The organism is Qipengyuania sp. HL-TH1, from assembly GCF_036365825.1.
Classification (GTDB): Bacteria; Pseudomonadota; Alphaproteobacteria; order Sphingomonadales; family Sphingomonadaceae; genus Qipengyuania; species Qipengyuania profunda.
Map to the genome: position 1 here is coordinate 712,767 of NZ_CP142675.1, position 23,114 is coordinate 735,880.

23 protein-coding genes are annotated in these 23,114 nt (G+C 65.8%); 13 read left to right on the top strand and 10 right to left on the bottom strand.

Annotated features, from left to right (window positions below; all coding sequences use genetic code 11):
• The first annotated feature begins 74 nt into the window (after positions 1 to 74).
• Positions 75 to 674 carry a TetR family transcriptional regulator gene (locus tag VWN43_RS04090; protein ID WP_253517285.1) on the top strand — a complete coding sequence of 200 codons (600 nt, stop codon included), beginning with the start codon at positions 75 to 77 and terminating at the stop codon, positions 672 to 674.
• Here the strand turns inward: VWN43_RS04090 and ygfZ are convergent.
• The gene (gene ygfZ, locus VWN43_RS04095) at positions 637 to 1,398 is read right to left on the bottom strand and encodes a CAF17-like 4Fe-4S cluster assembly/insertion protein YgfZ (RefSeq protein ID WP_320180552.1); all 762 of its coding nucleotides are present in this window, start codon (positions 1,396 to 1,398) and stop codon (positions 637 to 639) included. The genes VWN43_RS04090 and ygfZ overlap by 38 nt on opposite strands.
• A 38-nt stretch (positions 1,399 to 1,436) precedes the next feature.
• Between ygfZ and pyrC the strand changes: the two genes are divergently transcribed.
• On the top strand, positions 1,437 to 2,474 hold the full coding sequence (gene pyrC, locus VWN43_RS04100) for a dihydroorotase (protein WP_320180551.1): 1,038 nt from the start codon (positions 1,437 to 1,439) through the stop codon (positions 2,472 to 2,474).
• A gap of 11 nt (positions 2,475 to 2,485) precedes the next feature.
• Here pyrC and rarD read toward each other — a convergent pair whose 3' ends face one another.
• Positions 2,486 to 3,400, bottom strand: coding sequence for an EamA family transporter RarD (rarD, locus tag VWN43_RS04105; protein ID WP_320180550.1), 915 nt, complete (start codon positions 3,398 to 3,400; stop codon positions 2,486 to 2,488).
• 183 nt (positions 3,401 to 3,583) lie between these two features.
• On the opposite strand from rarD, the gene VWN43_RS04110 reads away from it, so the two are divergent.
• Together VWN43_RS04110 and VWN43_RS04115 are read left to right on the top strand one after the other, a co-directional pair.
• A complete protein-coding gene (locus tag VWN43_RS04110) occupies positions 3,584 to 4,051 on the top strand; it encodes a glycine zipper 2TM domain-containing protein (protein ID WP_320180549.1) in 468 nt (155 codons plus the stop codon).
• Positions 4,052 to 4,269: 218 nt separating this feature from the next.
• Positions 4,270 to 4,980 (top strand): hypothetical protein, encoded by a 711-nt coding sequence (locus VWN43_RS04115; RefSeq protein ID WP_320180548.1) that lies wholly within the window; start codon positions 4,270 to 4,272, stop codon positions 4,978 to 4,980.
• Positions 4,981 to 4,988: 8 nt separating this feature from the next.
• Here the strand turns inward: VWN43_RS04115 and astD are convergent, their stop codons facing one another.
• Together astD and VWN43_RS04125 are read right to left on the bottom strand one after the other, a co-directional pair.
• A complete protein-coding gene (gene astD / locus VWN43_RS04120) occupies positions 4,989 to 6,470 on the bottom strand; it encodes a succinylglutamate-semialdehyde dehydrogenase (RefSeq protein ID WP_420493535.1) in 1,482 nt (493 codons plus the stop codon).
• Positions 6,471 to 7,910, bottom strand: a complete 1,440-nt coding sequence (locus VWN43_RS04125) for a protein adenylyltransferase SelO family protein (RefSeq protein WP_320180547.1) — start codon at positions 7,908 to 7,910, stop codon at positions 6,471 to 6,473.
• A gap of 75 nt (positions 7,911 to 7,985) precedes the next feature.
• Between VWN43_RS04125 and VWN43_RS04130 the strand changes: the two genes are divergently transcribed.
• The 5 genes from VWN43_RS04130 (at position 7,986) to VWN43_RS04150 (ending at position 13,707) form a co-directional block, all read left to right on the top strand.
• Positions 7,986 to 8,852 (top strand): alpha/beta fold hydrolase, encoded by an 867-nt coding sequence (locus VWN43_RS04130; RefSeq protein ID WP_320180546.1) that lies wholly within the window; start codon positions 7,986 to 7,988, stop codon positions 8,850 to 8,852.
• The gene (locus VWN43_RS04135) at positions 8,849 to 9,994 is read left to right on the top strand and encodes a glycosyltransferase family 4 protein (RefSeq protein ID WP_320180545.1); all 1,146 of its coding nucleotides are present in this window, start codon (positions 8,849 to 8,851) and stop codon (positions 9,992 to 9,994) included. Before VWN43_RS04130 ends, VWN43_RS04135 begins: the two co-directional genes overlap by 4 nt.
• Before the next feature lie 117 nt (positions 9,995 to 10,111).
• Entirely contained in the window at positions 10,112 to 10,912 is an 801-nt protein-coding gene (locus VWN43_RS04140) for a tetratricopeptide repeat protein (RefSeq protein WP_320180544.1), read from the top strand.
• A 40-nt stretch (positions 10,913 to 10,952) separates the two neighbouring features.
• Complete coding sequence (locus VWN43_RS04145; protein ID WP_253517222.1) at positions 10,953 to 12,296, top strand: outer membrane protein assembly factor BamB family protein; 1,344 nt, start codon at positions 10,953 to 10,955, stop codon at positions 12,294 to 12,296.
• A 55-nt stretch (positions 12,297 to 12,351) separates the two neighbouring features.
• Positions 12,352 to 13,707: a methyltransferase family protein gene (locus VWN43_RS04150; protein WP_320180543.1), complete on the top strand. Its 1,356-nt coding sequence runs from the start codon at positions 12,352 to 12,354 to the stop codon at positions 13,705 to 13,707.
• Here VWN43_RS04150 and VWN43_RS04155 read toward each other — a convergent pair whose 3' ends face one another.
• The 3 genes from VWN43_RS04155 to VWN43_RS04165 are packed head-to-tail and all read right to left on the bottom strand — an operon-like array spanning position 13,708 to position 16,198.
• On the bottom strand, positions 13,708 to 14,010 hold the full coding sequence (locus VWN43_RS04155) for a putative quinol monooxygenase (protein ID WP_253517216.1): 303 nt from the start codon (positions 14,008 to 14,010) through the stop codon (positions 13,708 to 13,710).
• 19 nt (positions 14,011 to 14,029) lie between these two features.
• Positions 14,030 to 15,400, bottom strand: coding sequence for a glutamate--cysteine ligase (locus VWN43_RS04160; protein WP_320180542.1), 1,371 nt, complete (start codon positions 15,398 to 15,400; stop codon positions 14,030 to 14,032).
• 42 nt (positions 15,401 to 15,442) lie between these two features.
• Positions 15,443 to 16,198 carry a 16S rRNA (uracil(1498)-N(3))-methyltransferase gene (locus VWN43_RS04165; RefSeq protein ID WP_330768578.1) on the bottom strand — a complete coding sequence of 252 codons (756 nt, stop codon included), beginning with the start codon at positions 16,196 to 16,198 and terminating at the stop codon, positions 15,443 to 15,445.
• 118 nt (positions 16,199 to 16,316) lie between these two features.
• Between VWN43_RS04165 and ubiA the strand changes: the two genes are divergently transcribed.
• The 3 genes from ubiA (at position 16,317) to VWN43_RS04180 (ending at position 18,080) form a co-directional block, all read left to right on the top strand.
• Positions 16,317 to 17,219: a 4-hydroxybenzoate octaprenyltransferase gene (ubiA, locus tag VWN43_RS04170; RefSeq protein WP_320180541.1), complete on the top strand. Its 903-nt coding sequence runs from the start codon at positions 16,317 to 16,319 to the stop codon at positions 17,217 to 17,219.
• 5 nt (positions 17,220 to 17,224) lie between these two features.
• Positions 17,225 to 17,677, top strand: a complete 453-nt coding sequence (locus tag VWN43_RS04175) for a tRNA (cytidine(34)-2'-O)-methyltransferase (protein WP_320182125.1) — start codon at positions 17,225 to 17,227, stop codon at positions 17,675 to 17,677.
• A 79-nt stretch (positions 17,678 to 17,756) separates the two neighbouring features.
• Positions 17,757 to 18,080 carry an ArsR/SmtB family transcription factor gene (locus tag VWN43_RS04180; protein WP_320180540.1) on the top strand — a complete coding sequence of 108 codons (324 nt, stop codon included), beginning with the start codon at positions 17,757 to 17,759 and terminating at the stop codon, positions 18,078 to 18,080.
• Positions 18,081 to 18,097: 17 nt separating this feature from the next.
• On the opposite strand, the gene VWN43_RS04185 is transcribed toward VWN43_RS04180, so the two are convergent.
• Positions 18,098 to 18,469, bottom strand: coding sequence for a VOC family protein (locus tag VWN43_RS04185; protein ID WP_320180539.1), 372 nt, complete (start codon positions 18,467 to 18,469; stop codon positions 18,098 to 18,100).
• Positions 18,470 to 18,591: 122 nt separating this feature from the next.
• Between VWN43_RS04185 and soxR the strand changes: the two genes are divergently transcribed.
• Positions 18,592 to 19,029: a redox-sensitive transcriptional activator SoxR gene (gene soxR / locus VWN43_RS04190; RefSeq protein WP_253517200.1), complete on the top strand. Its 438-nt coding sequence runs from the start codon at positions 18,592 to 18,594 to the stop codon at positions 19,027 to 19,029.
• Between the two features lie 650 nt (positions 19,030 to 19,679).
• Here the strand turns inward: soxR and VWN43_RS04195 are convergent.
• Both VWN43_RS04195 and VWN43_RS04200 read right to left on the bottom strand, forming a co-directional pair.
• On the bottom strand, positions 19,680 to 20,207 hold the full coding sequence (locus VWN43_RS04195; protein ID WP_320180537.1) for a SixA phosphatase family protein: 528 nt from the start codon (positions 20,205 to 20,207) through the stop codon (positions 19,680 to 19,682).
• 10 nt (positions 20,208 to 20,217) lie between these two features.
• Positions 20,218 to 22,959 (bottom strand): ATP-dependent DNA helicase, encoded by a 2,742-nt coding sequence (locus VWN43_RS04200; RefSeq protein WP_320180536.1) that lies wholly within the window; start codon positions 22,957 to 22,959, stop codon positions 20,218 to 20,220.
• Positions 22,960 to 23,114: the final 155 nt, after the last annotated feature.

Sequence of the window (23,114 nt, forward strand, 5' to 3'; positions counted from 1 at the left end):
TTACTTACAGGACTGTCAATAACGGGGTCTAGCTGCTTCCCACGACCCGATCGATGGGTTAACGCAGGCGGTATATGGCGACACGCAAAAGACTTAGCCCCGAGGAATCGCGCCTCGCCGCGCTCGAGGCAGCCCGCCTGCTGTTGATCGAAACCGGCCCGCAATCGGTCACGCTAAAGGCGGTCGGGGCGCGGATCGGGCGTACGCATGCCAATCTGCTGCATCATTTCGGCTCGGCCGCGGGGCTGCAGAAGGCGCTTGCCGGGCATCTGGCGGGGACGGTCTGCAACACGATCATCGATGCGGTCCGCGCCAGCCGCGCCGGGCTCGGCAGCCCGCGCGAAGTGGTGGACCTCGCTTTCGACGCTTTCGACAAGGAAGGCGCGGGCGCGCTGGCCAGCTGGATGATCCTCACCGGCAATGAAGACGCGCTGACGCCGATCGTCGAGACCATCCATCAACTGGTCGACGAAATCGCCCCCGAAGAGGCCGGGCATGGCGCTGGCCCGCTGCAAGTGCATGAGGAAACGCTCGCGCTGGTCCTTATGGCGATGGGCGATGCCTTGATCGGAACGGCGCTGTCGCGGTCGCTTGGCCTGCCCGAAACCGCCGCGCGCGACCGCGCCGAGCGTATGCTTACCCGTTCGATTGATCCGACGGTTCCGCAGGGCTAAGCGCGCCCCGCATCCAGTCGGGTGCGATTTCAGGATCGATGTCCGCCACCCGCAAGTGGTCCACCGCCAGGCCAAGGTCGCGATATTCCGCCTTGCGGCGTTTCTCCTCCGACTGGTCGAGCGGCACCACGACCAGCCGCCGGTTGACCTTGCTGCGCCAGTTCATCCGCGCGGTGTTTTCCTGCCCGACATAGCACCCCTTGCCAAAGCTGACCCCGTGGAGTTCGACCGCATTGGTTTCAAGCCACAGGATATCGCTCAGTTCCGCGCGGCCTTCGGGAACGCCAAGCGCAAGGCGGTGCGCCTGCCACGCCGTGTCTGCCGCTTCGTCGCTCTCGCTGGCGGGAGCGAGCCAACGCTGGCCCAGCGCGCCCAGCCGCGGGTCGGCCGCGCCGCCATCGCCCATCTCGCGCTGCCAGTGCACCGCGACTTCGGGATCGACCGCGATCTCGATCTTCCGGCGCAAACGATAGAGCGACAGGCGCTTCACCAGATCGTCCGCCGCATCTGCCTCGCAATCGAGCAGCAACTCGCGCTGGGCACCCGGCCAGACGATGAAATCGAACAGCATCTTGCCCTGCGGCGTCAGCAGCCCCGCATAGGCGGGGAGCGTGCCAGCAACGTCATTGGTGACGAGCCCCTGAAGGAAGTCGGCAACGTCTTCCTCCGGGTCCTCGGTCCTCAGGCGGATTACGGCGCGGTCGAACAGGCGGGTAGCAGTCATGGGTGACAGATAGGCCGCCCGACGCCATAGGCAACCACATGGTCGAATCGCTGACAATCCGCCGCCCCGACGACTGGCATCTGCATTTCCGCGATGGTGACACCATGCGTGCCGTGGTCCCGCATACCGCGCGGCAATTCGCCCGCGCGATCGTGATGCCCAATCTGGCGCCTCCGGTGACTACCACCGCGCTGGCCGCGGCCTATCGCGACCGGATCCTTGCCGCGGTGCCCGCGGGGATGGATTTCACCCCGCTGATGACCGCTTACCTGACCGATGAAAGCGATGCGGACGATCTCGCCGCAGGGCATGCCGACGGCGTGCTTACCGCCGCCAAGCTCTATCCCGCTGGCGCCACCACCAATTCCGCGCACGGCGTCACCGACGTCGCCAACATCATGGGTGTGCTCGAACGGATGGCCGACATCGGCATGCCGCTGTGCGTCCATGGCGAAGTGACCACGCCCGATATCGACATTTTCGACCGCGAGGCAGTGTTCATCGACCGCGTGCTGCAGCCGCTCGTCGATCGGCTGCCAACGCTGCGCGTGATCTTCGAACATATCACTACCATGCAGGCGGTCGGCTTCGTGGAAAACGGGGGGCCCAATGTCGCGGCGACGATCACCCCGCAGCACCTGCAGATCAACCGTAACGACATCCTCGTCGGCGGTATTCGCCCGCATCTCTACTGCCTCCCGGTGGCCAAGCGCGAACAGCACCGGCTGGCGCTGCGCGGCGCGGCGACCAGCGGGTCGGCCAAGTATTTCCTCGGCACCGACAGCGCGCCGCACCACCGGCATACCAAGGAAACCGCCTGCGGCTGCGCGGGTATCTTCAACGCGCCCTTTGCGCTCGAAAGCTACGTCCAGGTATTCGAGGATGAGGGGGCGCTCGGCCATTTCGAAGCCTTCGCCAGCCTCAACGGTCCTGCCTTCTACGGTCTCGCGCCCAATGAGGAGCGGATCACGTTGGAGAAGGCCCCGGTGACGGTGCCTGCCGAAGTCGACGGCGGGGAGGCGCGGATCGTGCCGTTCCACGCGGGCGAAACACTCGACTGGCGCGTGCAAGCCTGATTGGCGCGGACCTAGCTGGCGGCCCTGATCCTGCTCTGGCTGCGTGACCGTTTGACCATGTCCCACATGAAGATCACCGCGGCTGCCCAGATGCAGGCGAAACACGCGGCCTGCGCGGGCTTCAGCTCCTCGCCGAAGACGGTCAGGCCGAGAATGAAGACGATGCTGGGTGCGAGGAACTGGATGAAGCCGAGCGTCGAATAGGGCAGCTTGCGCGCGGCGATGGCGAACAGCAGCAGCGGAAAGGCAGTCAGCAGGCCACCCGCCATGATCGACAGGCTCATCTCGGTCGACACGGCGAAGGACGAGCCCTGCGTCTGCGCGAAATACCATGCCACACCAAGCGAAGGCAGCAGCAACAGCGTCGATTCTATGGTCAGGCCGGGCACTGCGCCCACATCCAGCTGCTTGCGGATAAGGCCGTATGTGCCGAAGCTCAGCGCCAGCGTCAGGCTGATCCACAAGGTCGTCAGCGCGCCGGCTGCAAGCAATGATACGCCAATCGCGGCGAGGCCGACCGCCACCCATTGCGCGCGGGTCAGTTTCTCGCCCAGCAGCAACGTGCCGAGCAGCACATTGACCAGCGGGTTGATGTAATAGCCCAGGCTTGCGGCATAGACCTGCCCGTTCTGGATCGCCCAGACATAGACCACCCAGTTGATCGCGATCAGCGTTGCGCTCGCGGCGAGCCAGGCGACCGTGCGCCGGTTTCGAAGCGCGGTGCGCAAATCGGGCCATTGCTTGCGGGCCAGCACAATCAGCAGGCACAGCGGCAGCGTCCAGATGATCCGCCAGCCGACGAATTCGAAGGCCGGAACACTGCGGACGAGAATCAGGTAGAGCGGCAGGAAGCCCCAGATGACATAGGCGCCAAAGGCCGCGGCGAGGCCCGTCCGGTCATGCTGGGGTGGGGCGCTCGCATCCATTCCCCGCGCGCTAGGCGGGTGCGCTGGCGCCCGCAAGCGGCAATTCGTCGGCGCCCAAACCTCGCTTCGTCGAATTTCCCGAAAGCTGACGGCGGCGTTGCAAACGGTTCAGGTTAGAGTGCTTAAAGCTTAACGGCATTGCAGGGGTGCCCCTCTCGGCTCCCGCTCAGGAAAGGACCTATCATGCTCAAATCGTTTCGGAACGCCTCGATGGCGATCGCCGCAGCGGGTCTGGCATTCGCCGTGCCGGCCAGCGCTGCCCCTGCCACGCATATAGCCCCCGGCGCCCACGTTACGGTCATCGGGGACATGAGTTTCGAGCACAAGCGACAGCGCTCGCACGGCCATGATCGCAACCGCAACAACGATTATCGCGGCGCGCAGTCCCGCCCCTATTACATGGGCTACGACCGCCAATACGGTCAGCCGGTCCGCGCCAATACCCGTGTCTGGCGTGGAAATGACGGGCGCTACTACTGCAAGCGCGACAATGGCACGACCGGCCTGCTGGTCGGAGCCGGGGTCGGCGCGCTGCTCGGCCATGAAGTGGCGGGCAGCGGCGGCGACCGCACGCTGGGCGCCATCCTCGGCGGCGCAGCCGGGGCCTTGCTCGGCCGTTCGATCGACCGCTCAAGCACACGCTGCGGATAATCAGCTTTACCAGTTCCGGCCGTGCCCACCCACGGCCGGATACCACGGTTCCACCGAGCCGTGAGGGCGTCGTCCGATCTCCCACAGAGGAGGCGGGCGGCGCCCTTTAACCTTTGCATGCGCGCATGTCCCGCTATGGTGCAACGGTGTTCGCCGGACTGGCACAGTTTGGCGGTCCGGTCTTATGCCGTTCGTGTTCCCAAGCTGAAGGTCTACCGATGAAACGTCGCCTGCTCGCCTCCCTTGTTCCCGTCGTCCTGCTCGCAAGCTGCGGCGACAAGACCGAGGACGAGGCGGCAGGCGACGCCATGGACCCGGCCAGCGAACAGGCTCTCAACGACGAGTTGATGACCGATCCGGATCTTGCTGGCCGCAACGAGGCGAATGCCGCGCTGTCGGGCACGGGCAATGCCGCGATCCCCAATATCGACAAATCGCCGCGCGCCATCGAGGCTGCGCGCAGCCGCGCGGCCGAACTGGTCGGCGGGCGCAGCGCGCTGATCGCGGTTCCCGCTGCACGGGCACTGGCTGAAGACGCAAAACCGAGCCAGGCGATGGTCGCTGCAGCCCGCGCCGCGGTTGCCCCCGGGGGCGAGAATTGCGGCGAGAAGGTCGAATACACCTCGGCCTGGGCGGCAAAACTGCCCGCCGCTTTCCCCGTCTATCCGCGCGGCAATACGCAGGAAGCAGCCGGGACCGACGAAGGCGATTGCGCGCTCCGCGTGGTCACCTTTCTTACGCCGGTCGCGCTTGAGGACGTGCTGTCGTTCTATCACACCCGCGCCAAGGCGTCCGGCTACAGCGCCGAGCATGTCGTCAGCGCGGGCGACAACGTGCTGAGCGGGACCAAGGGCAAGTCGGCCTATGTCGTCTACGGTCGGCGGCTGCCGCAGGGTGTGACCGAAATCGACCTCGTCACCACCGACTGAAGAGCGGTTTAGCTTCCCTTGATGCCAACGCCGATACTGGCGCGCGGCTGTTCCATCTCATTGCTGGCAACCGGATAGGCGCAATAGTCCGCGGCATAGAAGGCCGCCGGCCGGTGGTTGCCCGACAGGCCCACACCGCCGAAGGGGGCGGACGAGGACGCGCCGTTGGTCGGGCGGTTCCAGTTGACGATGCCGGCGCGGATCTCGTTCCAGAACGTCTCGAAATCCTGCGGCTTGCCGCCGATGAGCGAGGCCGAGAGGCCATAGCGCGTGGCGTTCGCCTCGTAGATTGCCGCGTCGAAATCGGCCACGCGGACGACCTGCAGCAGCGGGCCGAACAGCTCGATGTCGGGCCGTTCATGGATATCGGTCGCGTCGAGGATCGCCGGCGACAGGAACGGCAGGTTCTCGTCGCGCCGCTTCATATGCATGATCGGCGAACCGCCGCGGCTCATCAGCGCGACGAAGCTTTCCGACAGCAGGTCGGCGGTGCTGTTGTCGATCACGCAGCCCATGAAGGGTTGCGGATCGGCGAAGGGTTCGTCGACGATCAGCTTTTCGGTCAGCGCCTTCACCGCGGGGACGATCTGGTCGAACACCGAATCGACCACGATCAGCCGCCGCGCGGCGGTGCAGCGCTGGCCCGCGGTAGTGAACGCCGACTGGACGATCGTTGCCGCAGCATCCTCGATCTTGGGCGTGTCGAGCATGACGATGGGGTTGTTGCCGCCCATTTCCAGCGCGACGATCTTGCCCGGGTCGGAGGCGAGCTTGCGGTTGATCGCGATGCCTGCGCGCGCCGAACCGGTGAACAGGACGCCGTCGACCATCCAGTGTTCGACCAGCGCCTGGCCCACCTCGACTCCGCCGTGGATGCACTGGATCACGCCCTCGGGGAGCTTGGCCTCGTGGAAACAGCGGGTGAAGAATTCGCCCACTGCCGGGGTCTTCTCGCTTGGCTTGAAGATCACGACATTGCCCGCGATCAGCGCGGGGATGATGTGGCCGTTCGGCAGATGCGCGGGGAAGTTGTAGGGGCCCAACACCGCCATCACGCCATGCGGCTTGTGGCGCAGCGCGGCAGTGCCCTGAAGCGCGCTGTTGAGCTTCTTCTGACCAGTCCGTTCGGCATAGGCGGTGACCGAGATTTCGACCTTGCCGATCACGGCTTCGACTTCGGTCCGCGCTTCCCAAAGCGGCTTGCCGGTTTCGCGCGCGATCAGTTCGGCGAAGGGTTCGGCATGCTTGCGCACTTCATTGGCGAAGCGGCGCATGAATTCGATCCGGCGGGCCAGCGGCTCGCGCGCCCAGTCGCGCATCGCCTTGCGCGCGCGCTCGATTGTAGCATCGACATTGCCCGACTTGCCACGCCAGATTTCCTTGCCGGTCGCCGGTTCGGTTGAGACCAGATCGGTTGCCATTACGGTATGATATTCCTGTTTGCGCCTCGAAGTGCGTCTTAAGTGGGGGGTCCGGCGCGCAACGTCAATTCAAGTCGTGGCGGTGTCCCACACATGGCCGGCGGGCAGCGGGGGTGCGCCATGCGCCGCGCCCATGTCGCGCAGGGCGGCAACCTTGTCGCTCAGCGGCTGCCAATCGTCGGCTTCGGCAATGGCCGCCCAGATCGCCTCGACCTCGTCGATCAGCATGGACTGCGGGCCCGGTCCGTCCCAATAGGAATGTTCGCTGGCGAGCGGTTCGTACCCTGCAAGCGCATCCGCCAGATCGCCTTCGGCGGCGCGCCCGGCGCGGTGGGTGAAAAAGAATCGGTCGGGCGCCACGCCGGTTTCGCTCAACGCCTTCTCGCTCGCCGCCACCACTGCGGCATCGCCCTCGGGCCCGCGGCTGGCAACGCCCAGCCGCCAGCACCAGCGCCGACCGATCGCTTCCATGTAGAGCGGCCCGAAGCGCTCCATCGCGGCAATCAGCGGCGGCGCATCGGCCAGCAGCCGCAGCGCAATCGCGAACTGGCCGCAATTCCAGTGCAGCGCCTCGGGCTGGCGCCCGAAGGCGTAAAGCCCCTGATGGTCGAAATAGGCGGCGGTGAAGCCCGGATCCCATTGGGGCAGGAAACGCCACGGACCGTAGTCGAAGCTTTCGCCCGAAATGTTCATATTGTCGGTGTTGAGCACGCCGTGGACGAAGCCCGCGACCATCCAGCTGGCTGCCAGATCCGCCATCCGCTCGACCACCAGATGCATCAGCCGCACTGCGGGGTCGTCGCGCCCCGGCGCATCCTCGGGCGGGGGCGGGCCGGGAAACTGTTCGAGGCAGTAATCGACCAACTGCGCCATATGCGCGCGCTCTTCGAGCGCCAGCAGCCGCTGGAACGTGCCGATGCGGATATGGCCGTGGCTCAGCCGGGTCATGACCGCCGAGCGCGTCGGCGAAGGTTCGTCGCCGCGGGTCAGCTCCTCCCCCGTCTCGATCACGCTGAAGGTCTTCGACGTATAGACCCCCAGCGCTTCGAGCATTTCGGTCGCAAGGATTTCGCGCACCGCACCCTTGAGCGTCAGTCGTCCGTCGCCTCTCCGGCTCCACGGCGTCGGGCCCGATCCCTTGGTGCCGAGGTCGAGCAGGCGATCCGCGCCGTCGCGCAGCTGCGCAAACAGGAACCCGCGGCCATCGCCGATCTCGGGATTGTACACGCGGAACTGGTGCCCGTGATAGCGCAGCGCCAGCGGGCGGGGCAGATTGCCGGGCAACGGCTCGAACCGCCCGAAATGCTTGACCCAGTCCGCGTCCGACAATTGCGCCAGGCCGATACCGGCCGCATGGCGATCGTTGCGAAAGCGCAGGATGGTTTCGGGAAAGGCCGCCGGTGCGACCTCATCACCGATCCATTCAGCCATGGTTTCGATCGGCGTATCGGCGCGATAGCTCGCGTCCGCTGCGACATTGCTCGGGACAGGTTGCGGTTCGGCGCGCATACGGCGATAGTGGGCGGCGAAACAGCCCGATACAAGGGCAGGATTGCCAAGCGACTAAGGTTTTCGCCGCCAGACATGGATACCAGCTTCACCGACCGTCACTGGCACAGCGCCGACGGTCTCACTCTGCATTGCCGCGAATACGGCACGGCCAGCGATCGCCCACCGGTGATCTGCTTGCACGGCCTGACGCGTAATGCGCGCGATTTCGAAGCGCTTGCGCCGCATATCGCCGCGCAGGGCTGGCGCGTGCTGGTCCCGTCGATGCGCGGGCGCGGCGACAGCGATTATGCCGAGGTTTCGGATAGCTATGCGCTGCCGACCTATGTCGACGACCTGCTGGCATTGCTGGAGCAGGAAGGCATCACGCAATTCGTGTCGATCGGGACATCGATGGGCGGGCTGATGACGATGCTGCTGGCGCAGGCGCAGCCCGAACGGATTGCCGCGGCGGTGCTCAACGATGTCGGGCCGGTGCTCGAAACCGCGGGTCTCGATACGATCAAGACCTATGTCGGGCAGGGCCGCAGTTTTCCCACCTGGATGCACGCGGCACGCGCGCTCGAGGAAGTGCATGGCACATCCTTCCCGGCTTTCGATCTCCACGCGTGGATCGCCATGGCCAAGCGCACGATGACGCTGTCGAGCAGCGGACGCATCGTGTTCGACTATGACATGAAGCTGGCCGAACCAATCCTTGCCACGCCCGAGGCGGCGGCACCGGTCGATCTGTGGCCCGCATTCCACGCGCTCAAGGGCAAGCCGCTGCTGTTGCTGCGCGGTGAACTGTCCACGCTGCTGTCCGCGCGCAGCCTTGCCGATATGCAAAAGGTTGCGACGGGGGCGGACAGCGCGGTGATCCCCCATGTCGGACATGCGCCGACGCTCGATGAGCCCGAAGCCCGCGCCGCGATCGACGCCTTGTTGGCGCGTGTCGCATGAACACGGCGCGCGGCGGGGCGGTCCCGCATATCCTCCACCTGCATTCGACCTTCGCCCCCGGGGGCAAGGAATTGCGCACGGTCCAGCTGATCAACGCCTTCGGCAAGAAGGCGCGGCATACGATCGTCTCGGCGGAACCCGAGCGGCTGGGCGCGGCCGAACGGATTGCCCGGACCATCGATGTCCGCCTGCAGCCCGATTTTCCCAGCCTCAAGGGGCGGCCCACACCGGGGCGGCTGCAGAAACTGGCCAAGGCGATGCGCGGCTTCGATCTCGTCTGCACCTACAATTGGGGCGCGATGGATGCGGTGATGGCGCATACGCTGTTCAAGGACCTGCACAATCTGCCGCCGCTGATCCATCACGAGGATGGCTTCGACGAAAGCGAGCTGAAGAAGCTCAAGACCAGCCGCACGTGGTATCGCCGCATTGCACTGGGCAAGAGCGCCGGGCTGGTCGTGCCGTCCGAACGGCTCGAGGAGATCGCGCTGGTCGATTGGCAGCAGCCGCTGGGCCGGGTGCGCCGCATTCCCAACGGGATCGATACCAAGGCCTTCGCCATGCGCCCCAAGAAGGACGCGCTGCGGCTGATCAAACGACCGGGCGAATATTGGGTCGGCACATTGGCGGGGCTCCGCACGATCAAGAACCTGCCGCGGCTGGTCCGGGCATTCACCGACCTGCCCGAAAACTGGCAATTGGTGATCCTGGGCGAAGGCGAGGCGCGCGATGCGATCCTTGCCGAGGCCGACCAATTGCAGATCAACCACCGGGTCCATCTGCCCGGCGCGGTCGCCGCGCCGGAACGGGTCGTCGGCCTGTTCGACATCTTCGCGCTGTCGAGCGATTCCGAACAATTCCCGCTGTCGGTCGTGGAAGCGATGGCGGCGGGCCTGCCGGTCGTCGCCCCGGCGGTCGGCGATATCGCGGGGATGGTGTCGCAGCCGAATGCGGAGTTCATCGCCCCGCCGGGTGACGAGGAAGAACTGCGGATGGCGCTGGTCCAGCTCGCCGTGTCGAAGGAACTGCGCAAGGAGGTGGGCGAGGCGAACCGCGCGAAGGCGGTTGCCGAATTCGACGCGGCGAAGATGATCGCGACCTATCGCCGCCTTTATTCGAGTGCGATGAAAATTGACCTCTAAGCCGTTTCAGCCAGCGTTCACGCGAGCGGGGACAGGCGGTTGCGACCATTGCCCTTGTCCGCGCCGGGCCTTAAAGAGCCGCCCAAACCGATATCTATCCAGATGGAGCCCGCCCCTGTGGCCCTGACACCGAAGAACGAACTGTCCCGCGAAGAGAAGCGCGCCAAGCAGGAAAATGCCCAGCAGGAAGCGCTGCTGCGCGAAGTCGATGAAGCCGTGCGGCAGAGCGATGCCGAGCAGTTTCTCGATCGCTGGGGCAAGCCGCTGTTCGGCCTGCTGGTCGCGGGGCTCGTGGCCTTCGGCGGGTATCTCTATTGGGACAGCCGCCAGGAAGCCGCGATGGAACGCGATTCCGAGGCGCTCGTGGGCGCGCTCGACCAGATCCAGTCGGGCAATATCGACAGCGGGTACGACCGGCTGGAAGAGCTTGCGGGCCGCGAAGGCGGCGGCGCGGCGGTCGCTGCGGCAATGATGCGCGCCGGAATTGCCGAGCAGCGCGGCGATAGTGAAGAAGCCTCGACGATCTTCAAACGCGTTGCGGACAATGACAGCGCGGCGCCCGCGATGCGCGATCTTGCCCGCCTGCGCGATGTGGCGCTCAATTACGACAGCATGAAGAGCGCCGATATCATCGCCACGCTCAAGCCTCTAGCGGTACCGGGAAAACCCTATTTCGCCAGCGCGGGCGAGTTCGTGGCGCATGCCTATCTCGACCAGGGCAAGCGCGCCGAGGCCGGGGCCATGTTCGCCCAGATCGCCAAGGATGAGAATAGCCCGGAATCGGTCCGCTCGCGTGCGCGCCAGATGGCGGGTGTGCTCGGTGTCGATGCAATCGAGGATGTCGATGCGGTGCTCGAGGAGCAAGGGGTCCAGCGTGACGAAGCCGCGAGCGAAAACGCCGCGGCCGCAACCGAATAGGCCCCTGCGGCCCGCCAAGAGATACGGAACGAGGATACAGATGAAGCGCAAGAACCTATCGCGTACGGCATTCGTTGCGGCACTGGCCATCGGGCTGGGCGGCTGCAGCGGCGGTCTCTTCGGCGGCGGCGGAGACAAGAAGGTCACTCCGACGCTGGGCGATCGTCAGCCGATCCTCTCGCGTATCGAAACCGGCGCACAGGTCGATCCGGCGCTGGCCGGCGTGTCGGTGGTCCTGCCCCCGGCGCAGGTCAACGATGCCTGGGCGCAGGCGGGGGGCAATGCGGGCAAGTCCTATGGCCATCTGGCGCTGTCGGGTTCGCCCACCAAGGCCTTCACCGTCTCGATCGAAGGTGCCAGCCAGCGCCGCCGCTTCGGTGCCTCTCCGGTCATCGGCCAGGGCATGCTCTTCGCGGTCGGCAGCGACGGCATCCTGACGGCCTTCGATGCCCAGTCGGGCGCGCAGCGGTGGAGCTACAATCCGGATCTCGCGAGCGATCTCAAATCCTCGGCCTTCGGCGGCGGCGCCAGCTATGACGATGGCAAGGTCTATATGACCGATGGCGCGGGCGACGTCGTCGCGCTGACCGCCGCCAGCGGATCGGTACTGTGGAAGGTCAAGCCTTCGGGCCCGCTGCGCGGCGCCCCGACGATCGCCTTCGGTTCGGTCTTCGTGATGACGCAGGACAACCAGATCTTCGCGCTCGATGCCGCCGACGGTTCGGTGCGGTGGCAGGAATCGGGTTCGTCGACGCAGGCGGGCGTGTTCGGGGTCGCGGCTCCGGCAGCCGCGCAGGGCACGGTAATCGCCGGCTACAGCTCGGGTGAACTGATCGCGCATCGCTATGAAAACGGGCGGACATTGTGGGCCGACGCGCTGGCGCGCACCTCGATCTCGACGCAGGTCGGCTCGCTTACCGATATCGATGCCGATCCGATCATCGACAATGGCCGCGTTTACGCGCTGGGGCAGGGTGGCCGCATGGCCGCCTACGAACTCGTCACCGGCCAGCGGATCTGGGAACTCAACCTTGCGGGGATTTCGACCCCGGCAATCGCGGGCGAATGGATCTTCACGCTGACCGACGATGCCCGCCTGCTCGCCATCGCGCGCGCCACGGGCAAGGTGCGCTGGCTGACGCAGCTGCCGCGCTGGCGCGATGAAGAGGACAAGAAGGGTCCGATCTTCTGGTCGGGACCGGTGCTCGCCGGAGGCAATTTGTGGGCGGTGAATTCGGAAGGCGAAGTCTACCGCATCAGTTCGGGCGAGGGTTCGGCCAGCCTGTTCACCGATCTCGACCAGCCGGTGTCGCTGGCGCCGGTGGTGGCCAACAACACGCTCTACATCCTCGACGACAGCGGCAGGATTACCGCTTTCCGGTGATTTCCATGCTAGCGTGACCGCCGTGTTAACCAAATCGGGCTAACGAGGGACGGTCATGAGCGCGACGGAGCAAGCACCCCACGCCCGGCCGAAGAGCGATGTCTCCGCGGCCGTGGGGCTGGTGGGTCTGGCCGGGCTGTTTGCCTGGGTGGCGTTCGCGCGTGCCTTTCCCGCACTGGCCGAAGCCTTCGACTGGCCAGTACCGCTCGATACGCTGGGCGGGCGCAATTCGGCGCTGGTGGGCCTGCTCGCCGCCGCGATCCCGATGGCGGCATGGTCGATCCTGGTCGACAAGGTGCATCTGCGCGCCTCGACCGGGCTCGACTGGTCGCTGGTGCGTAGCCGAGCGCCCGATCACGGTGTCACGCTGGTCAAGCTGGTCGGCCTGTGGGCGACCTGGGCGATCATCGCGGGGCTCTATTGCCTGTGTCGCTGGTACTGGGAGGGGCAATATGTCTTCGCAATGCAGGTGCTCGCCTATGCCGCGCTGCCATTGGTGGTGCTGTCGGTGCCTTACGTCCTGTGGATCGACCGCGCGCTGGTGAACCGGCGCGATGCCGCGTGGCATTTCGGCGCGCTGTTGCTGATGCGCCCGGGCTGGGACATGGGCCAGATTGCCAAGCACTGGCAGGCGTGGATCATCAAGGCCTTCTTCACCGCCTTCATGCTCTCGATCACCCCCTTCGCCTTCAATCATATCGTGACCGCGAACTTCGCCGAGGTGTTTGCCCGGCCCGAACGGATCGCGCTGACGATCATCGAGGCGATGTTCATGATCGACGTGATGATCGGCACCGTCGGCTATATCGTCACCATGCGCCCGCTCGACGCGCATATTCGCTCGGGCAATCCGCTGCTGGGCGGCTGGGTCGCGGCGCTGATCTGTTACCCGCCGATCGTGTGGGGCATCCTCGGCGGCGGCCGGGCAATCAATTACGAATACGATACCGCGGGCTGGCTGCACTGGATGGCGGGCAATGACACGCTGATCGCGCTGTGGGGCGCGCTGCTGGTGGTGCTGACCGGCATCTACGCCTGGGCGACCTTCGCTTTCGGCCTGCGCTTTTCCAACCTTACCTACCGCGGTGTGGTGACCAATGGCCCGTACCGTTTCACCCGGCATCCGGCCTATGTCTCGAAGAACCTGTTCTGGTGGGCGGCGATCCTGCCGTTCCTGGTGACCAGCGGCTCGCCGGTCGAGGCGATCCGCAATTGCTTCTTCCTCGCGGTGGTGAACGGCATCTATTTCTGGCGCGCCAAGACCGAGGAAGCGCATCTGCTCGCCGAAGACCCGAAATATCGCGCCTACCATGCGTGGATGGCGCAGCACGGCCTGCTGACCGCGCCACTGACGCGGTTGTGGAACCGGATCAGGCCGCGCCCGTCGCTGACGGCGGAACCCGCCGAGTAATCAGCCGAGCGGCTGGCCTTCGTCGGTTTCATAGACACGCAATTCGCGCGCCTTGGGGGGATTGGCGGCCATGAAGGTCTGGAACTCGGCCATGTGTTCGGACTTGCCATGCGCGTCGAGCGCGGCGCGATCGCGCCAGCGTTCGAACAAGATCAGCGTGTCCGGATCGGCGAGGTCGCCGGCGAAAGCGTAATCGAGGCACCCGTCCTCGGCGCGGCTGGCGCGGACCATCTCGACAATCGCCTTGCGCGTCGCGGCGTCGATCGAACGCCCCAGCTTGATGGTGCCGTTGATCTGGATCATCGCTTGTCTCCCACGCTTCTCAGAAGCTGTATTTGTAGATGCGGTCGATATCGCCGCCCCATTCGCCATGATAGCGGTCGAGCATCACCTGCGCCGGGACCTTGCCCGTGGCGACGATCTCGTCGAGCGTTTCGAGAAAGCCGGTTTCATTGTCGCCCGAGGTGTTGAGACGGCCGCGGGCTGCGAGGCCCGAGCGCGCGATCGCCAGCACTTCCTTGGCCAGATCGTGCAGCTTGCCGCCGCCGGGCAGCGGCGCGTCGAGCGCCAGCTTGGGCACTGCATTGCGCAGGGTCTCACGCTCTTCCATCGACCAGTGCTTGACCAGATCCCAGGACGCATCGAGCGCGGACTGGTCGTAGAGCAGGCCGACCCAGAAGGCGGGCAATGCACAGATCCGGCTCCACGGGCCGCCATCGGCACCGCGCATTTCGAGGAAGCTCTTGAGGCGCACTTCGGGGAAGGCGGTGGACAGATGGTCCCACCAATCGCTTTCGGTCGGCTTCTCGCCGGGCAGGACGGACAGCTTGCCCTCGAGGAAATCGCGGAAGCTGAGGCCCGCGGCGTCGATGTACTTGCCGTCGCGGAAGACGAAATACATCGGCACGTCGAGCATGTAATCGACGTAGCGCTCGTAGCCGAAGCCGTCTTCGAAGACGAAGGGCAGCATGCCGGTGCGATGCGGATCGGTATCGCTCCAGATATGGCTGCGATACGACAGGTAACCGTTGGGTTTCCCTTCGGTGAAGGGTGAGTTGGCGAACAGCGCAGTGGCCAGCGGTTGCAGCGCCAGCCCGGTGCGGAACTTCTGCGCCATGTCGGGTTCGCTCGAATAGTCGAGATTTACCTGGATAGTGCAGGTGCGCAGCATCATGTCGAGGCCCAGATTGCCGACCTTGGGCATGTGCCGCATCATGATGTCGTAGCGCCCCTTGGGCATGACCGGCAGTTCCTCGCGCGTCTTGTCGGGCCACATGCCCAGACCGAGGAAGCCGACCCCCTTGCGCTCGCCGATTTCCTTGACCTGCGCGAGATGGCGCCCGGTTTCGGCGCAGGTATCGTGCAGGTTTTCGAGCGGCGCGCCCGACAGTTCGAGCTGGCCCGCGGGCTCGAGGCTGACGGTGCCGTCGTCGCCCCGCATCGCGATGACCTTGCCGCCTTCCTCGACCGGTTCCCAGCCGAACTCGCGCAGCGACAGCAAGATGTCGCGGATGCCGCCCTCTTCGTCATAGGACAGCGCGCGATGTTCATCGCAGCAATAGACCAGTTTTTCGTGCTCGGTACCGATGCGCCAGTCGGCCTTCGGCTTCTCGCCGCGCTGCATCGGGGCGACCAGCTGGTCGCGGCTTTCGATAATGGGATCTTCGGTCCCCGATGTTTCGCGCGTGCTCATGACGCGTGGCGATAGGCAACCGAACCTTGCGTGAAAAGGAAATTAATCTGCGTCGAGCCAGTCGCCCGCTTCGGCCATCCATACCGCCATGCCCGCAATGGCCGCGGTTTCACCGCGCAGGATACGCGGACCGAGGCTGATCGCGACGGTGGCGGGATGGGCGCAGATCGCCGCGCGCTCGGCCTCGTCGAACCCGCCTTCGGGGCCGATCAGCAGCGCTGCGGGGCGATCAGCATAGCAGAACGCATCGGCGGCAGGTTCGCCGCCTTCCTCGTCGGCGAAGAACAGGTCGCGCTCCTGCGGCCAGTCGCGCAGCAATGCGTCGAGCTTCGCCACGGGCGCGATTTCGGGCAGCGCGGTGCGCGCGCATTGTTCGGCCGCCTCGGTCACGATTGCGGCAGCGCGTTCGGCATTCAGCTTGTCGGCGACGCAGCGCCGCGTGAGCACCGGCGCGATCCGCGCCACACCGAGCTCGGTCGCCTTCTCGAGCACGAGATCGAAGCGGTCCTTCTTGAGCAGCGCGGGGCAGAGCCAGAAATCGGGCACCGGCTCGCGCGGCCGCTGGTGGTCGCGCGGCTGGAGCAGGACCTGCCGCTTGCCCGCCTCGATCACTTCGGCGGCCCATTCGCCCGTGACATTGTCGCACAGGATCACCGCGTCGCCGGGCGCAACGCGCATGACCTTGGACAGGTAATGCGCCTGGTTGCCTTCGATCGTCACCGGTTCGCTAGCGGAAAGCGGCTGTTCGACAAACAGACGGGGTGCGCTCTTGGGCGGCCAGGCGGGGGTAGCGGGCATGGCCCCTCTAATCACATCCGCCATCCCGGCGAAAGCCGGGATCGGGTCACTTCTGGCAAGAAGGCCGGCAGCGATCCCGGCTTCCGCTGGGATGACGAGATTGATAGGGCGCATCCCGATGAATGAAACCGTCGTCCCCGATAGTGAACACCGCGGCCTCGTCGCGCGGCTGCCGCAAATGCCGCGCGATCTGGCGCAGCTCGCGCGGTTCGACCGCCCCATCGGTTGGTGGCTGTTGTTCTGGCCCTGCGCCTGGGGCGTCTGGCTGACCGGCGCGGGCTGGCAGCTGGCGCTGCTTGCCTGGTTGCTGCTGGGGGCTATCGCGATGCGCGGTGCGGGCTGTGTCTATAACGACATCGTCGATGCCGATCTCGACCGGAAGGTCGCGCGTACTGCGGTGCGGCCCGTGGCAAGCGGACGGATATCGAAGAAGCTCGCATGGGGCTGGCTGTTCGTGCTGTGCGCCATCGGGCTGCTGGTCCTGCTGCAATTGCGTCCGCTCGCGCAGGGCGTGGCGCTCGCCAGCGTAGCGCTGGTCGCCGCCTATCCATTCATGAAGCGGATCACCTGGTGGCCGCAGGCCTGGCTGGGCATGGTGTTCACCTGGGGGCTGCTGGTCGGCTGGACGCAGTTGCGCGCCGACCACTGGGATGCGCTTGCGGCGATGTATGCCGGCGCGGCACTGTGGGTGATTGGCTATGACACGATCTACGCCGTGCAGGACCGCGAAGACGATGCACTGGTCGGTATCCGCTCGAGCGCGCTGCGGCTGGGCGGGCATGTGCAGGGCGGGGTGGCGCTGTTCTATACGGGCGCCGTCGCGCTGTGGGCGCTGGCCTTCTGGCTCTACCGCGCGGACTGGGTGGCGCTGCTCGCGCTGCTTCCCGCAGCCGCGCATCTGGCATGGCAGGTCGCCACGCTCGACGGGACCGATGGCGCCAATCCGCTAAACCGCTTCCGTGCCAATCGCTGGACCGGCGCGCTGGTTGCCGCGGCGTGCTTTGTCGTGGGTAATGCGTGATGGGTATGCGCATCGCGATGTTCGAGCCCGAGATCGCGGGGAATGTCGGCGCAGTGCTGCGTCTTGGCGCGTGCATGGGCGCGGGTATCGACCTGATCGAACCGCTCGGCTTCACCTGGGACGACCGCCGCGTGCGACGTGCGGCGATGGATTATATCGACGAGGTCGAGGTCACGCGCCACTCCGGTTTCGACGCATTCAGCGCGGAGCTGGGTGAACGGCGAGTGATCCTGTTTACCACCAAGGCGACACGGTCGGCCTATGATTTCGCCTTTCGCGCCGACGATGTGCTGCTGTTCGGCAAGGAAAGCGCGGGCGTGCCCGAGCATGTGGCTGCGGCCAGCCACGCCATGGTCCGCCTGCCGATGCGCGCCGAAGTGCGGTCGCTCAACGTCGCGACCAGCGCGGCGATCGCGCTGGCAGAAGCCTTGCGCCAGACCGGCACCCTGCCGCGCTAGCTTCCGGCGGTGGACAAGTCGGCGGGGGAGACGCGCCGAATCTTGAGCGACTCGGCCGCGCCTTCTTAACCATGGTCGCATGACGGACACTTTCACCGCCCTTTCCGATCCCACGCGGCGGCTCCTGCTGGACCGGCTGAGCGAGACGGGCGGGCTGACGCTGTCCGACCTGGCCGAAGACCTGCCGATGACCCGGCAGGCGGTGGCCAAGCACCTCGCCGTGCTCGAGGCGGCCGAACTGGTCGCCTCCGAGCGCGACGGGCGCTGCAAGCGGCATTATCTCAACCCGGTGCCGCTGGCCAAGATCGCACGCCGCTGGCTGGGCCGGTTCGAGGAGGTTCCGCTGGCCGCGATGTCGGGTTTTCACGGACCTGCGGGCGAGCGGCGCGTCGCGCAAACATAGGCGCGCGGGGCATGGGCTCATTCATAGCTGACCACCTCGAACTCGATCCCGTCCCAGTCGAAGAAATAGAACCGCCGCCCGGGATCGTAATCGTCATGCCCAAAGGGGGTGAGGCCATGCGCAGTCACTGCCTTTTCGGCTGCGTCGAGATCGTCGACGGTGAAGGCGATATGGTTGAGCGGGTGGCCCTTGGCGAACTCGCCGCGAACATGGTCGCCCGTGTAGAGCGCGATGTAATCGTGTTCGCCCCCGATATGGACCGAACGCCCGTATTTCTGCGAGGGGCCGCGCCAGCGCTCCTCCCAGCCGAGCAAATCCTTCAGCAGCGCGGCGCTGCGTTCGGGATCGGTAACCGAGATATTGGCGTGTTCGAGGCGGCCTTTGGCCATGGTGCATCTCCTTTGCGGGGGCGGGGCCATGGATTGGCCGGACCGCCGGTTTGCGATGCACAGGCATATGCAACTTCAACTTCACTTGAGATCAAGCTTCAATTGCCCTATCACTCTGATCGATGAATGCGAACGACCACCTCAGCATCGGCGATCTGGCGCGCCGGACCGGCCTTTCCGCCTCGGCGATCCGCTTTTACGAGGACAAGGGATTGATCGAATCCTTCCGCACCGCGGGCAACCAGCGGCGCTTCCTGCGCAGCGATATCAGGCGGCTCAGCTTTATCCTGATCGTGCAGAAGCTGGGGCTCTCGCTCGAAGAAATCGGCGATCACTTGCGCAGCCTGCCCAAGGGACGCAATCCCTCCAGTTTCGACTGGTGGAAGATCAGCGAAGCCATCCGCGAAAGCCTCGACCGCCGCATCGCGCAACTGCAGGCACTGCGCGACAATCTCGATGGCTGCATCGGCTGCGGTTGCCTCAGCCTCAAGACCTGCAAGCTCTACAACCCCGACGACATCGCCGCCGAGGGCGGACCGGGGCCGCGGGTTTTGCGGTAGTTGCAGACGGCTCGCTAGCATCCGCACAGCGGACGACCCGCATTTCCGTCTTCACATTCTGATAACGCAAGCACGGAGAAGGTTGAATGAGCGGGATATTAATTGCGTCGATTGCGTCGGTATCTTTTCAGTCACCCGTTATCGATTTTCGCTGTGGCGAAACAGATCAAGTCGGCGAGGGTAACGTCGCATCAGTTTACAACGCCTATTTGCGACATTCGGTGGTACTTATAGGGCTGGCGTTGAAAGGTGACGCGGCGACACTAGGCAAAGCGATATCACCGAATGCTCGGTTCGCAACGTTCCATGGTGACGTTGGCGCAGGCCCCCGGAAGACTGGACCGGAGGCAGCCGTAGAGTTCTTCAAGAAGCTTGAACCAACGAGCTATCAAACCCTGTCCGCTAGCGCTGGACCGTTTAGCACAGCCGCATGTGGACCCATCAAGGTGGAGGTGCTGTTGCTGCGAGATGGATCCAACGCAGCCGCGCTTGTCTTCAGATACGAGGGTGGGGTTTTACGAGACGTAACTGGAAGCTCCACAACAACTGAACGTGGCACGTTCTAGGCCGGAGGATCCGATGTCCGCTTTTCACTCAGAAGCCGGCAAAACATAGCGAGTGTGCTGCACCTCTAACCGAACCAGCCGGCTTCAATACTCCGGCCCAAGCTCCGCATCGAGATCGCGCGGGCGGGCGAAATGGGCGAGCGTGCCGCAGCCCGTGCGCAGGTCGGCCCAGTCGTCGATATCGAGTTCGAACACCGCATAGGCGGCGGTGGGGAATTTGACCTTGGCCTCGTCGTAGAGCGCGTTCTCGTTCTTCGGTGCGACCAGTTCGAACAGCATGTCGCCGAGCCCCGGATTGTGGCCCGAAAGCAGCAGGGCATCGCCGTCGCCCCCGGCTTCGCGGATCACGTCCATGATGGTGTCGGTCCCGGCGAGGTACAGCCGCTCGTCCCATTGCGGCGCGAGCGCGGGAAGCGCGGCGGCCAGCGTCTGCTTGACGCGTTCGGCGGGGCTGGCGACGAGCCGGTCCCAATCCACCCCCTGCGCGCGGATATGATCACCGATCACCCGCGCCCCGCGGCGGCCGCGATCGTTCAGGCCGCGATCGAAATCGCGCTTGTCGCTCTGGCCCCAGTCGGACTTGGCATGACGCAGCAGGCCGAGGATTTTCATGCGCGCGTCATCACTGGGGCAGGGTCTCCGCTGTCGAAAGGTCGGGGCTAACAACACCCTCGGTGACGCGCTGTAAAGCCTCTTCGAGTGTCAGCCGCGTGACGGGGGTGCCTTCGGGAAAGGCGGACAACAGCCGGCTGGGGAAGGCGGGGGAAAGCACGACGAAATGGCCCGCATCCTCGCGCGTCCGGATCAGCCGCCCGAAGGCCTGCGCCAGCCGCGCGCGGATGATGCGGTCGTCATAGCGCTTGGCGCCGCCTGCCTGGTCCGCCGCGGCGGCGCGGCGCGCGCGGTGGAGAATGGTCGGGCGCGGCCACGGCACGCTTTCCATCACCACGCAGCGCAGGCTCCGGCCAGGCACGTCGACCCCGTCGCGCAGCGCATCGGTGCCCAGCAGGCTGGCGCGCGCATCGTCGCGGAAGATGTCGGTCAGCGTCCCCGTATCGATCGGATCGACATGCTGCGCATAGAGCGGCAGCCCGGCGCGTGCGAGCCGGTCCGCGATCCGGCCATAGACCGCGCGCATCCGCCGGATCGCGGTAAACAGCCCCAGCACGCCGCCATCGCTCGCCTCGATCAGCCGCGCATAGGCCCCTGCCAGCGCCGGGATATCGCCCTTGCGAATATCGGTGACGATCAGCACTTCTGCACGGCCCGCGTAATCGAAGGGGCTTTGCGCTTCCGCGGTCTTCGGTGCCAGTTCCAGATACTGCGCGCCGCTCTTGGTGATGGCATGCGGCCAGTCGGGCCCGGTCTCGTCGCGGTCGGTCAGCGTGGCGCTGGTCAGCATGACCCCGTGCGCGGGTTCGAGCACGACCTTGGCGAATGGCTTCATCGGATCGAGCCAGTGGCGATAGATCCCCACATCGAATTCGCGCGAATCGTTGCGGTCGACCTGCAGCCAGTCGATGAATTCGGGATCGGCCGGCCCGCCGAGCCGCGACAGCAGCGCTTCCCACGCTGCGATCAGGTCGATCCGCCAGGCGAGTGAGTGGCGCGCGCCTTCGATCCGCGCACGGCCTTGCCCGTCGAGCCAGTCGGGTGCGTCCTCGACGATCGCTTCGAGCCGTCCGGCAAGTTTGAGTAGCGGCGTGCGGATGGTTGCCAGCGCCTGCGCCGCAGTGCCTGCCGCCTCGACCAGTTCGCCCGGCAGCTGCGCAGTCTCGGTCTCGATGCCATAGCCCATCTCGAGCCCGCTTTCATCGCGCGCAAAAGTGGTCGCGCGCACGGCGGCGAGCAATTCCTCGATCGGGCCGATGGGGCCGCTTTCGGCCAGCCGCCCGAGCCAGCCATCGGCGGGCAGGGCATTGGCTGCCTCGACCGCCGCCTCGACCGCTTCGCCGCCGGCGTCGTCATAGCTGGCGACATCGGCGAGACGCGCGGAAAGGCCCCGGCGGCGCCCGCGGCTGTTCTTTTCGGGGCCGATGATCCAGCGCCGCAGCTCGATCGCCTCCTGCCCGGTCAGCGCGGCGGAAAAGGTGCTGTCGGCGGCGTCGAACACGTGGTGCCCTTCGTCGAACACGATCCGCGTCGGGCGCGTCGCGGCATCGCGTCCGCGCGCGGCATTGACCATCACCAGCGCATGATTGGCAATGACGAGATCGGCCTGCGCCGCATTGCGGGCACTGCGTTCGATGAAGCACTTCCGGTAATGCGGGCACCCGGCATAGACGCATTCGCCGCGCTGGTCGGTCAGCGCGGCGATCCCGCGCTTGCGGAACAGCGTGCCGAGCCAGCCGGGCAGGTCGCCGCCGATCATGTCGCCATCCTGCGAATAGGCCGCCCAGCGCGCAACCAGATGCGCGAGAATTGCGGGGCGTCCCGCGAAACCGCCCTGCAAGGCGTCTTCCAGATTGAGCAGGCACAAATAGTTCTCGCGCCCCTTGCGCACCACCACCGGGGGTGATCCGTCGGCGCGGCTGGCGGGCCATGCGCGGCGGCTTTCCTGGCGCAGCTGGCGCTGGAGGTTCTTGGTATAGGTGCTGACCCAGACTGTCCCGCCCGATCGCTCTGCCCAGAGCGAGGCGGGGGCGAGATAGCCCAGCGTCTTGCCGATCCCGGTACCCGCCTGTGCGAGCAGGATATGCGGGCGCTTCTGGCTGTCGCGCGGGCCGAAGACATGGCCTGCACCCTTCGAAAACGCACGCTGGCCCTCGCGCCGTTCCGCGCCTTCGCCGGTCAGCCGTTCGAGTTGTGCCTCGATCTCGGGTTCGTCGATCAGCACCTGTGCAGGCTGCGGACGGTCGGGCGTCTCCTCCCATTCGGGCAGGCGGCTGAACAGCCACTTCTCCGCGCGATCGGGCCTTTTGATATGCGGCGCGAGCACGCCTGCCCAGGGCCAGCGCAGCCGCGCCAGCGATTGCAGCGACGACCATGCGCCTTCGCGCTGCGACCAGTCTTCGCTCTCGCAGGTCGCCACCAGGACTCCCGCCGCCTGTTGCAGCAGCATGGGGACGCCCGCATCGTCCGCCGGTTCGTCCAGCCCCAGCGCATGCGCCAGCCCCTTGGGCGTGGGCACGCAGAAGGTCGCCGGGTGGACGAAGGCGAACAGTTCCAGCAGGTCGAGCCCCGACAGGTCGGGATAGCCGAGCCGACTCGCCACCAGCGGCGCATTCATCAGCAGCTGCGGCGTATCGGCCGCGGCCATGACCGCCTCGCCCTTCGAACACCCACGCGTCGACCCATTCGGATCGCGCAGCCAGGTGCCGGCGTGGCTGGCATGAAGAGCGGGGAGGGGCAGCAAATGGCTCACGGAAAAGACCATGTAAGGGCGGGAACGAAAAGTAAACAGAGGGCGGCGAGACTATGCCAAGAGCGTTTCGGTTCGTCGCAAGCGGTCGGTGCTTGACCGCGAAATGATTTTGAGAACACGTTCAATATCAGTTATTTGGAGTTTCCTGAACGCCA